The following is an 11,849-nucleotide window of genomic DNA, read 5'->3' on the forward strand; positions in this document are numbered from 1 at the left end:
GCGCGCCGAATCCGGATGACCATCGCCCGCCCGTCCGGCGTGCCCCGCTCGCGGCGATCTGTCCGCGCCCCGGGGCCTTCGGCCGACGCGCGGGCATGACACCGATCAATGTCCCGCGCGGCACGATGATGCAGGATCGCGGCCGGATGGTGTCGGAGGCAGGCCGGGGGACCGAATGATCGAGACAGGCACACGCCGCGCGGGCCCGCGCCACCCCCTGCCCGGCTCGAGGCGGGCCGCGGGCCGCGGCATGGCGCACGGGGGCACCGCCACGGCAGGGCGGAGGCGCAGGTGAGCAGGCTTCCCTCCGCATCCTGCGTCGTCCTCGGCGCGGCCGGGCTCTGCCTGCTCGCGCCCTTCATGCTGCCGGCGCCCGAGGGGCTCGATGCCGCCGGCTGGCGGGTGGTGGGCGTGGGGCTCGGGATGGCGCTCCTGTGGCTGACGGGCGCCCTGCCGCTGGTCGCCACGGCGATGATCCCGCTCGCGGCCTTCCCGCTGTCGGGCGTGCAGGGGATGGCGAGCGTCTCGGCCGCCTATGCCCACCCGCTGATCATCCTCTTTCTCGGCGGCTTCCTGCTCGCCCGGGCGATCGAGACGCACGGGCTGCACCGCTGGATCGCGCTGGGCCTCATGCGCGCCATCGGCTGCCGGCCGAGCGGCGTGATCGCGGGCGTGATGCTTGCCACCGCCTTCCTCAGCCTCTGGATCTCGAACACCGCGGCAGCGATGATCATGGCCCCCATCGGCGCCGCCATCGCGGCGTCGCGCGCCGAGGACGAAGGGCTTGCCGCCGCACTGATGCTGGGGATCGCCTTCTCGGCGACCATCGGCGGCATGGGCTCGCTGATCGGCACGCCGCCGAATGCGCTGTTCGCGGCCTATATGGCGGACGCGCATGGCCGGCCGATCGGCTTCGCCGAGTGGGCAGCGATGGGCCTGCCGACGGCGGCGATCCTGCTGCCGCTGACCTGGGTGATGCTGGCGCGCCTGGCCTTCCGGGTCGATCCGCGCCCGCTCGGGATCTCGTCGGCCGGGGTGGTGCGCCTCGATCGCGCCGGGCGCCGGGTGCTGTGGATCGCGGCGCTGGCGGCGCTGGGCTGGATGACGCGGCCGCTGCTGGCGCGGCTGCTGCCGGGGGCCGAGATCACCGATGGCGGCATCGCCATGCTGGCCGCGCTGGCGCTGTTTGCCGGGCCGGACGGGCGCGGCGGGCGGCTGCTGGACTGGGACAGCGCGAAGGCCTTGCGCTGGGACGTGCTGATCCTGTTCGGCGGCGGCCTCGCGCTGGCGCAGGCGCTCGACGCGACGGGCGTCGCCGGTTGGATGGCGGGCGGGATGACGGCACTGGCGGGCCTGCCGCTGGTTGTGACCGTCGCTGCGCTGGCCTGCGTGATCGTTCTGGTGGGCGAGCTTGCCTCGAACACGGCGATGGCGGCGATCTTCCTGCCGGTCGCGGGGGCCACCGCCATCGGCCTCGGGGCCGACCCGGCGCTGGTCGCGGCACCGGTGGCGCTGGCCGCGTCGGTCGGATTCATGCTGCCGATCGCGACGCCGCCGAACGCCATCGTGTTCGCCCATCCCGCGGTGACGCGCGGGCGGATGCTGCGGGCAGGCGCGCCGCTCGACCTGATCGGTGCCGCGGTGGCGGTGGGGGTGGGCTGGCTGATCGCGCCGCTGGTCCTGGGGTGAGACCGCGCGGGCGCGCGGCCCGCCTCAGGGCGCGCCGCCGCCCCGCCCGACCAGCGCGTCGAGCACGACGGCCTCAAACTGCCGCCGCACCGGCGGGAAGGAGCCGCAGGCCGCCAGCGCCTCGCGCGCCGGCAGGCCGGGGCCGAGCCGCTTCCAGAGGCACGGGCTCGAATAGGGCTGGCGCATCCGCCACGAAAAGCCCATCAGCAGCCCAGACAGCCAGCCTCGCGTCCCGCGATGCAGCGGCGCGAGGATCGTCTCGGATATCCCGCCCCGGCTCAGCCGCCCCCGCTCGACAAGGAAAAGCGTCCCCTCGTGCATCGAGGCAAGCCCGACATAGCGCGCCCGGCTGATCTGCCCGGTCTCGGCATGGGGCGTACGCTCGATGGTGCGCGACAGGAACTGCCCGTCGCGCTCTTCGATCGACACGAGCGCGCGGATGATCCGCTCCGGCTGCGACGGCGAGCGGTAATGCGCGTGATAGAAACCCGTCCACGCCCGCAGCGCACGGGCGTCGCCCGGAAAGGCGTCGAGCAGCGCATCCCCCGCGCGCAGCCCCAGCGCGCGCCGCCCGCGCGCGACGAACAGGCGGTGCGGCAGGCGGATCTCGTCCTCGCCCACGCCGAAATGCGCGCAGATCCGGCGCAGGTTGTGCGGCGAGGGCGTGGCCGTGCCGCCCAGATACCGGGCGAATTGCTGGCGGTTGATGCCGATCCGCCGGCAGGCCTGCGAGACCGACCGCTCGCCCGCGCAGAGATGCCGCAGGTTCGCGGCCAGATCGCCCGCCTCGTCGGTCACCACACCCACCCCCGCGCAGGATCGCACCGGCGCGCCCGGTAAGCCGAGTGCGCGAAAACTCGCGAAAGATCGCACAATGTCGCGAAATTGTCATCGCGCCTGCGAGCGCAGAGAGTGGAGAAAAACCGGCCCTGCCCCGCCATCCCGGCGCGGAGGGCCACGCAACCGAAACGGGAGGTAACAAGACATGGCCAGCAGCAATGACGGCAGGCCGGCAGCGCCGGGCCTGTGGATGCCCGACCGGCGGCGTTTCCTTGGCGGCACGGCGGCGCTCGGTCTCGCCGCGGGGCTGGGCGGCCTGGCGCTGCCGCTGCCGGGGCACGCGGCCGAGCCGAAGAAGGGCGGGCGGATGCGCGTCGGCATGGCGCATGGCTCGACCACGGACAGCCTCGACCCCGCGACCTACACCGACACCTTCATGCTGTCGGTCGGCTTCGCGACGCACGGCACGCTGACCGAGATCACGCCCGAGGGCGAACTGGTCGGCGACCTCGCCGAAAGCTGGGAGGCCTCGCCGGACGCGAAGGTCTGGACCTTCCGCATGCGAAAGGGTGTCGAGTTCTCGAACGGCAAGACGCTCGACGCCGACGACGTTATCGCCTCGATCAACCACCATCGCGGCGAGGATTCGAAATCGGCCGCGAAGGCCAACGTCGATCCCATCGCCGAGCTGCGCAAGGTGGACGATCTCACCATCGCGTTCGATCTGAAGGCCGGCAATGCCGACTTCCCCTTCCTGATGGCGGACTACCACCTGCTGATGATGCCCGCCGTCGACGGCAAGGCCGACTGGCAGAGCTATATCGGCACCGGCGGCTACACGATGGCCGAGTTCGAGCCCGGCGTTCGCGTATTCCTCAAGCGCAACCCCAATTACTGGAAGCCCGGCCGCGCCCATGTCGACGAGGTCGAGATGATCGTGATGGCCGACGCGGCCGCCCGGCAGAACGCGCTCGTCACCGGCGAGGTCGACCTGATCAACCGCTGCGACCTCAAGACCGTGCACCTGCTGGCGCGCCAGCCGGGCGTGCGCGTCGAGGAGGCAACTGGCTACCTGCACTACACCGCCCCGATGATCACGACGAACTCGCCCTACGACAACAACGAGCTGCGCCTTGCCATCAAGCACGGCATCGACCGCGACGAGCTTCTCCAGAAGATCCTGCGCGGCCACGGCACCATCGCGAACGACCATCCGATCGCGCCCTCGGTGCCGTTCTGGGCCGATCTCGAACAGCGCAGCTACGATCCCGACAAGGCGCGATTCCACCTCAAGAAGTCTGGCTACGAGAATGTTACGCTTGACCTTTCGGCCGCAGACGCGGCCTACGAGGGGGCCGTCGACGCCTCGGTCCTGATGCAGGAGCAGCTTGGCCGCGCCGGCATCTCGGTCAACGTGGTGCGCGAGCCGAACGACGGCTACTGGTCGAACGTCTGGATGAAGAAGAGCTGGTGCGCCTGCTACTGGGGCGGCCGCCCGACCTGCGACTGGATGTTCGCGACCGCCTACGAGCGCGGCGCCAACTGGAACGACACGTTCTGGGACAACGAGCGGTTCAACCAGCTCCTGCTCGAGGGGCGGTCCGAGCTCGACAACGGCAAGCGCGCCGACATCTACCGCGAGATGCAGCAGATCATCCGCGACGATGGTGGCGCCGTGGTCTGGGCCTTCGCGAACTATGTCGACGCGCTGGGCGAGCGGATCCAGCACGGCGAGAAGGTCGCGGCGAACTGGGAGCTGGACGGCGGGCGGTTCATGGAGCGCTGGTGGATGGCCTGACCGGGCCGGACCTCTCCGGCGGGGGCGGCGGCACCGCCGCTCTCGCTCCCGCCGGGACCTGACTGAACACGGGCAAGCGAAAGGCTTGCCGGTCCGCGGCCCCACCGGGCGCGCGACCGGGGGAGGAAGACATGTCCGCAACGACGAGCATCACCGAGATCCCGACCGCGTGGATCCCCCTGCCCGACGGCACCCGCCTCGCGGCGCGGATCTGGCTGCCCGAGGGCGCCGAGGCACGGCCCGCGCCCGCCGTGCTCGAATTCCTGCCCTACCGCCGCCGCGACGTCACTGCGCCGCGCGACGAGAGCACCTATCCCGCCCTCGCCGCCATGGGGATCGCGGGTGTCCGGGTCGACATGCGCGGCACCGGCGATTCGGACGGCATCTTCGACGACGAGTACTCGCCCCGCGAGCTTGCCGACGCCGAGGCCGCGATCGCCTGGATCGCCGCTCAGCCCTGGTGCTCGGGCAAGGTGGGCATGATGGGGATCTCGTGGGGCGGCTTCAACGCGCTGCAGGTGGCGGCGCGGCGCCCGCCGGCGCTGAAGGCGGTGATCTCGATCGCCTCGACCGTCGACCGCTTCGCCGACGACATCCACTACAAGGGTGGCTGCCACCTCTCGGCGCAGCTCTACTGGGCGACGACGATGCTGGGCAACATCGCGCGCCCGCCCGATTCGGCGGTGGTCGGGGCGGACTGGCGCGCCATGTGGCTGGCGCGGCTCGAGCGCATCGAGCCGCTGATCTTCCCCTGGCTCTCGCGCCAACGGCGCGACGGCTACTGGCGGCACGGCTCGATCTGCGAGGATTTCGGCGCGGTCGAGGCCCCGGCGCTGGTGATCGCCGGCTGGGCCGACGGCTACCGCAACGCGCCGCACGAGGCGCTGGCGGGGCTCGGCCACCGCGCGCGGTCGGTGACGGGGCCGTGGATCCACAAGTATCCCCACTTCGCCTTTCCCCATCCCCGCCTCGACTTCCACGCCGAGGCGCGCCGCTGGTTCGGCCGCTGGCTGATGGACGAGGCCACGGGGGCCGAGGACCTCCCCCCGCACCGGCTCTACCGCCTCGAGGGGGTTCGCCCCGGCGGGCGGCGCGACCGCGACCCGGGGCGCTGGATCGCCATCGGGTCGGGCGGGCCCGAGCACGGCACGCGGCTCCATCTTTTGGCGTCGGGGCGTCTGGACGCGCTGCCGGGCGAGCCGGGGACAGCGACGATCCGCACGCCGCTCGACTGCGGCACGGGCGGGGGCGAGTATTTCACCGGCAACCGCGGCGCCGACCTGCCGGACGACCAGCGCGCCGACGACGGGATGTCGCTGTGCTTCGAGACGGCGCCGCTCCCCGTTCCCCTCGACGTGATCGGCCGCCCGGTGCTGCGGCTGCCGGTGGCGGCGGACGCCCCCGTCGCCAACCTCGTCGCGCGGCTGGTCGACGTCCATCCCGACGGCACGGCGCATCGTGTGTCGATCGGGCTCCTGAACCTGTGCCACCGCCACGGCAGCGCCGCGCCGCAGCCGATGACACCGGGCGTGGCCGAGACGGTCGAGATCCGCCTCGATTCCACCGCCTACCGCTTCCTGCCGGGGCACCGGCTGCGGCTCGCGCTTTCCTCGGCGTATTTTCCGCTGATCCTGCCGCCGCCGACCGACGCGACTCTGACCGCCACCCTCGGCGCCGAGGCGGTGATCGACCTTCCCTGCCCCGAGTGGCGAGAGATCGACCTGCCCGAGCCGGCCGATCCCGCCCCCCTGCCCGCATATCCGTCGAAGGGCGCCGGCGCCGAGACCCGGCGCGTCACCCGCAACCGCCCCGACGGGCGCACGACGGTGACCGTGGAGGCCGACACCGGCGAGTTGCGCCACCCGGCGAACGGCATGGAATGGCGCGAGCAGCGCCTGTCCGAATGGTCGCTGACCGGCGGCGAGCCGCTGAGCGTCGAGGGCCGCGAGCGCATGACGGCGCTGCGGCGGCGCGACGGGACCGAGACCATCGGCACGGCGACCGGCCGCCTGACCGCGACGGCCACCCACTGGGTGGTGGAGGCGGGCCTTGACGTGACCGAGGACGGCCGCAACGTGTTCTCGCGCCGCTGGTCGGGCCGAATCCCGCGCGACCACATGTGAGCGGCGCGCTGCGGCGCGCCCCGCGCCCGGCCACGATGCCGCGCGCGGTCACGGAGCCTGTCACGTTTTGCCATTGTTATGTCCCATTCCGGGATGATACGTTACCTTAGGTTAGGGGAGAAACCCCAAGTCTGCGCGAGATTTTTGCGTGATTGTGCATGAGGTGAATTGCATGGAACTCCCTCCCAGCCGCGCCGAGGTCAAGAACGTCGACGACGCGGTTCTCAGCGCGTTCGAATGCGTCCGGGATTTCTCGGAGTCCGAGATCGGGCGAAAGCTCACCCCGAAGCAACTCCTCGCCGCCGTGACGATCGCGGCGGTGGAGCGCGCGAACCGGATGGGGCTGTCGGGGGAATCCGCCTCGGCCACGCTGCGCGACCTCGCGGACGGCGTCGAGTCGCTCTGACGCGGCGCCGTCAGTCCGTGAAGAACGGCAGCCCCGCCAGCGGATCGGCCTCGAGATCGACCATCTGCGCGCGCGTGGCGCCCCGGCTGAGACTGACATAGGCGTCCGGGATCTGGTCGAGCCGGGTGAACACGGTCCCGTCCGGCAGGCGCCAGCGGCAGTCATGGGCGGCGAGGCGCGCATCGCCGATCAGCTGCACGAAGTTCTCGCCATAGCCCAGCGACAGGTCGCAATGGGCGATCACGATCTCCCCGCCCTTGCCCCAGATCTTCAGCAGGTGCTGGGCGTTCCCGCCGGTCATGTGGCCCACGACCACGCGGTGCTTGGCGTCGATTAGCGCGTCGGTGACGTTGCGGAGTTCAACATCGCGCAGCATCGTCAGGGGCGCGTCGCCGCCGCGCTCCAGCGCCACGCCGTCGATGTTCCACTGCCGGTAGTTGCCACTGGGACTCTGGCCCATGTCGGCCCTCAGGCCGGCGATGTAGACCGCCGCGGCGCCCCCGATCGAGACGGCGGCGCCATACTGGTCGTAGCGCTTCCAGCCCGTCACCGACAGGTCGCGCAGAAGACTAGCCTCCTCCGAGCCCTCCGGCGCGCCGCCGCCAACGATGTTGATGCCGTATTTCACGTCCTCGATCCGCGCGCCCGACAGCGACAGCCCGCCGGTCCGGCGAAAGCCGTAGCCGTAGCGCCGGTTCGCGGCGACAAGGCCGTCCACGCGGATCTCGGCCCGCTCGTCGATGCCGCGCTCGAAGGCGGACAGGCCCTCGCCGCCTTGCGGCGCCAGCAAGCTCCCCACCGCATCGCAACCGGCAAGTCCTGCGGCCGCCAGCACAAGGCCCAGACTCCTGCGCCTCTGCGCCCGTCGCCGTGCCATGTCGTCCCCTGTTCTGCCGGTTTCCGGGGGCCCACCTTACGCGCAGAGCGGGGGCGCGGTCCACGCGGCGCGGGCGGGGCTTGCATGGCCCGGCGCCAGCGGGTTGACTGTCCGGCGACGGGCAGGCGGCGCGCGGGGACGGAATGGCGGGCGGATCGGACGGCAGGGCGGACGTCATCGTCATCGGCGGCGGCATGGCGGGCACGGGCGCGGCGGCGCGCATCGCGCCGCATGCCTCGGTGATCGTCCTCGAGACCGAGAGCGCGCCGGGCTACCACGCCACCGGCCGATCCGCCGCGGCCTTCCTGCTCAACTATGGCAACGTCACCATCCAGGCCCTGACCGCGGCCAGCGAGGCGGCGCTGGCCGTGCCCGACCCGGCGCTGGCCGACGGGCCCCTGCTCGCGCCGCGGGGCGAGCTGGTCCTCGCCCCTCCAGGCGACGAGGCCCGACTTGCCGCGCTGATGGCCGAGGCCCCCGCGCTCGCGCCGCTCGACCCCGACGAGGCGGTGCGCATGGTCCCGATCCTGCGCCGCGAGGTCATCGCCGCCGCGGCCTACGAGGAAACCGCGCGCGACATCGACGTGGACCGCCTGCTGCAGGGCTTCCTGCGCCTGGCGCGCGCGGCGTGCGGCCGGGTGGTCTGCGGCGCGCGGGTCGGCAGCCTCGCGCGCCGCGGCGCGGTCTGGCGGGCCGAGACCTCGGCCGGCGCCTTCGAGGCCCCGGTCGTGGTCAACGCCGCGGGCGCATGGGCCGACCACGTGGCGCGGCTCGCGGGCGTCGCGCCCCTGGGCCTTGCGCCCCTGCGCCGGTCGGCCGCGATCATTCCCGCGCCGGGCGGGCATGACGTGACCGGCTGGCCGCTGGTCGCCGACGCCGCCGAAACCTGGTACGCCCGCACCGATGCCGGCCGCCTGATGGTCAGCCCCGCCGACGAGGACCCATCCGAACCGATTGACACCTGGGCCGACGACATGGTGATCGCCGAGGGACTCGCGCGCTACGAGGCCGCCGTCACGGTACCCGTCACCCGCGTCGAGCGGACATGGGCGGGCCTGCGCACCTTCGCCCCCGACCGCACGCCGGTCGCGGGCTTCGATCCCGCGGCCGAGGGCTTCTTCTGGCTGGCCGGACAGGGCGGCTATGGCATCCAGACGGCGCCCGCCCTCTCGGCCCTCGCGGCGCATCTCGCGGTGGGCGCGCCGTGTCCCGAGGGCATCGCGGATGACGTGATCGCGGCGCTCTCGCCCGCGCGCCTCCGTGGGTGAGGCGGCAATGAGCCCCCCGCCGCAGCCATGCCCCCGCGCGGCGGTGGACGCGGCCGCGCCGGGCCCCATCTCGCATCTCCGGGGCCCGCACCCGCGCGCCCCGACCCGCCGGAAGGAGCCCCGATGACGTCTCGCCCGGACATCCCAACCAACCTCGCCCGCGACGCCATGGCCTTCGTGCTGGCGGGCGGGCGCGGCTCGCGGCTGAAGGAGCTGACCGACAAGCGCGCCAAGCCCGCCGTCTATTTCGGCGGCAAGGCGCGGATCATCGACTTCGCGCTGTCGAACACGGTCAATTCTGGCATCCGCCGCATCGGTGTCGCTACGCAATACAAGGCGCATTCGCTGATCCGCCACCTGCAACGCGGCTGGAACTTCTTCCGGGCGGAACGGCGCGAGATGCTCGACATCCTGCCCGCGAGCCAGCGGGTGGACGAGGGGCAATGGTATCTGGGCACCGCCGATGCCGTGACCCAGAACATCGACATCATCGAGGGCTATGCGCCCGCCTACATGGTCATCCTCGCGGGCGACCACGTCTACAAGCAGGACTACGAGCCGATGCTGCGCCAGCATGTCGAGACCGGCGCCGACGTGACCGTGGGCTGCATTGAAGTCAGCCGGGCCGAGGCCACGGGCTTCGGCGTCATGGCGGTGGACGCCACGGGCCGGATCACCGATTTCGTCGAGAAGCCGGCCGATCCCCCCGAGATGCCCGGCCGCCCCGGCATCTGCCTCGCCTCGATGGGCATCTACGTGTTTGACACGCGGTTCCTGGTCGACCTGCTGCGCGCCGACCAGGCCGACCCCGCCTCGAGCCACGATTTCGGCAAGGACCTGATCCCCGCGCTGGTCAAGGGTGGCAAGGCGGTCGCCCACCCGTTCTCGCAAAGCTGCATCATGACGGGGTCCGAGCGCGCGCCCTACTGGCGCGATGTCGGCACCATCGACGCCTTCTGGCAGGCTAATGTCGACCTCACCGACTTCGAGCCGGAACTCGACCTCTACGACACCACCTGGCCGATCTGGACCTATGCCGAGCAGACGCCCCCCGCCAAGTTCATCCATGACGAGGAAGGGCGGCGCGGCTCGGCCGTCTCGTCGATGGTGTCGGGCGGCTGCATCATCTCGGGGGCGAGCGTCACGCGCAGCCTGCTGTTCACCGGCGTTCGGGCGAATTCCTGGTCGGAGCTTTCGGGCGCCGTGGTGCTGCCCTATGCCGAGATCGGCCGCCATGCCCGCCTCAGGGACGTGGTGATCGACCGCGGCGTGAAGATCCCCGCGGGCCTCGTGGTGGGCGAGGACGAGGACGACGACGCCCGCCGCTTCCGCCGGACCGAGGGGGGTGTCTGCCTCATCACCCAGCCGATGATCGACCGGCTGGGGGGCTGAAGGGACCAGATGCACGTCCTCTTCGCCGCCTCGGAATGCGCGCCCTTCGTCAAGACGGGGGGCCTTGCCGACGTGGTGGGTGCCCTGCCCGCGGCGCTCGCCGCCGAAGGCGTCGCGGTGCGCGTGCTGCTGCCGGGCTACCCGGCGGTCATGGCGGCGTTGGAAGGGGCCGTGCACGTCGGTGAGATCGCGGCTCCGGGCGGCACGGCGCGGCTGGTGGCCGGGCGCGCGGCGGGGCTCGACCTGATCGCGCTCGACGCGCCCGCGCTCTACGGCCGCCCGGGCGGGCCCTACACCGATCCGGGCGGCAAGGACTGGCCCGACAACCACCTGCGCTTCGGTGCGCTGTCGCAGGCGTCGGCGGCGCTGGCGGCCGACGGCATCGCGGGGTGGCGCCCGGACGTGCTGCATCTGCACGACTGGCAGACCGGGCTTGCGCCGGTCTATTTGCACCAGCGCGGCGGCCCGCGCCCGGCCACGGTGCTGACGATCCACAACATCGCCTTTCAGGGCCTGTTCCCGCCCGCCGTGATCGGCCCGCTGGGGCTGGCGCGGGCAGGCTTCCGGCAGGACGGCTTCGAGTTCTGGGGCAAGGTGGGCTTCCTCAAGGGCGGGCTCTCGCTTGCCGACCGCATCACCACCGTGAGCCCCACCTATGGGCGCGAGCTGATGACGCCCGAATTCGGCATGGGCCTCGACGGGTTGATGCGCCACCGCCGCGATGCGGTGACGGGGATTCTCAACGGCATCGACACTCGCGCCTGGGACCCCGCGACCGACCCCGCCCTGCCGGTGCCCTACTCGGCCCGCGCGCCGGGTGGGAAGGCCGTGGCGCGGCGCGCGCTCGAGGCCCGTCTCGGCCTGCCGCACGACGCGGGCGCGCCGATCCTCGCCGTGATCAGCCGCCTGACGGCGCAGAAGGGCCTCGACCTGCTGATCGAGGCGCTGCCGCTGCTCCTTGCCCGCGGCGGGCGGCTCTGCGTGCTGGGAACGGGCGAGGCGGCGCTGGAAGCCGCGTTCCGCGACGCGGCCGAGGCCCATCCCGGCGCGGTTGGCGTGGTGATCGGCTTCGACGAGCCGCTGTCGCGCCTGATCTATGGCGGGGCCGACGCGATCGTCATCCCCTCGCGCTTCGAGCCCTGCGGGCTCACGCAACTCTATGGCCTGCGCTATGGCTGCCTGCCGCTGGTCGCCCGCACCGGGGGGCTTGCCGACACGGTGATCGACGCGAACCCGGCGGCGCTGGCGGTGGGGGCCGCCACGGGCTTCCAGTTCGCGCCGATCACGGCCGCGGCGCTTGGCGACGCGCTCGACCGGCTGATGGACATCTGGGCCGACCGCCCCGCCTGGCGGCGCATGATGCGTCGCGCGATGGCGCAGCCCGTGGGCTGGGAGGTCTCGGCCGCCGCCTACCGCACGCTCTACGAGGAGATCGTCAGGCCCCCCGCATGACCCCGTCCCCGCCATGCGGGCGCCCTTCCGCATTGGGGAACCCGCGCCGCCCGCACTGGAATTC

9 protein-coding genes are annotated in these 11,849 nt (G+C 72.4%); 7 read left to right on the forward strand and 2 right to left on the reverse strand.

The features are described from left to right. Positions 1–291: 291 nt before the first annotated feature. Positions 292–1,689: an SLC13 family permease gene (locus tag M1105_RS00280; protein WP_249578343.1), complete on the forward strand. Its 1,398-nt coding sequence runs from the start codon at positions 292–294 to the stop codon at positions 1,687–1,689. A 24-nt stretch (positions 1,690–1,713) separates the two neighbouring features. Here M1105_RS00280 and M1105_RS00285 read toward each other — a convergent pair whose 3' ends face one another. Next, a complete protein-coding gene (locus tag M1105_RS00285; protein ID WP_249578344.1) occupies positions 1,714–2,487 on the reverse strand; it encodes a helix-turn-helix domain-containing protein in 774 nt (257 codons plus the stop codon). A gap of 187 nt (positions 2,488–2,674) precedes the next feature. On the opposite strand from M1105_RS00285, the gene M1105_RS00290 reads away from it, so the two are divergent. From M1105_RS00290 to M1105_RS00300, 3 genes are all read left to right on the forward strand, one after another. After that, positions 2,675–4,267, forward strand: a complete 1,593-nt coding sequence (locus M1105_RS00290) for an ABC transporter substrate-binding protein (RefSeq protein WP_249578345.1) — start codon at positions 2,675–2,677, stop codon at positions 4,265–4,267. Between the two features lie 131 nt (positions 4,268–4,398). After that, complete coding sequence (locus tag M1105_RS00295) at positions 4,399–6,390, forward strand: CocE/NonD family hydrolase (protein ID WP_249578346.1); 1,992 nt, start codon at positions 4,399–4,401, stop codon at positions 6,388–6,390. A gap of 172 nt (positions 6,391–6,562) precedes the next feature. Further along, positions 6,563–6,796, forward strand: coding sequence for a hypothetical protein (locus M1105_RS00300; RefSeq protein ID WP_249578347.1), 234 nt, complete (start codon positions 6,563–6,565; stop codon positions 6,794–6,796). A gap of 10 nt (positions 6,797–6,806) precedes the next feature. On the opposite strand, the gene M1105_RS00305 is transcribed toward M1105_RS00300, so the two are convergent. Then, entirely contained in the window at positions 6,807–7,673 is an 867-nt protein-coding gene (locus M1105_RS00305; RefSeq protein ID WP_249578348.1) for a hypothetical protein, read from the reverse strand. Between the two features lie 143 nt (positions 7,674–7,816). Here M1105_RS00305 and M1105_RS00310 point away from each other — a divergent pair, with 143 nt between their 5' ends. The 3 genes from M1105_RS00310 (at position 7,817) to glgA (ending at position 11,785) form a co-directional block, all read left to right on the forward strand. Then, positions 7,817–8,941, forward strand: coding sequence for an NAD(P)/FAD-dependent oxidoreductase (locus tag M1105_RS00310; protein ID WP_249578349.1), 1,125 nt, complete (start codon positions 7,817–7,819; stop codon positions 8,939–8,941). Between the two features lie 123 nt (positions 8,942–9,064). Next, a complete protein-coding gene (gene glgC, locus M1105_RS00315) occupies positions 9,065–10,333 on the forward strand; it encodes a glucose-1-phosphate adenylyltransferase (RefSeq protein ID WP_249578350.1) in 1,269 nt (422 codons plus the stop codon). Positions 10,334–10,342: 9 nt separating this feature from the next. Further along, complete coding sequence (gene glgA, locus M1105_RS00320) at positions 10,343–11,785, forward strand: glycogen synthase GlgA (protein WP_249578351.1); 1,443 nt, start codon at positions 10,343–10,345, stop codon at positions 11,783–11,785. The last annotated feature ends 64 nt before the right edge of the window (positions 11,786–11,849 follow it).

Origin of the sequence: Thermohalobaculum sediminis (assembly GCF_023487995.1) — a bacterium.
In the GTDB taxonomy this organism is placed as follows: Bacteria; Pseudomonadota; Alphaproteobacteria; order Rhodobacterales; family Rhodobacteraceae; genus Thermohalobaculum; species Thermohalobaculum sediminis.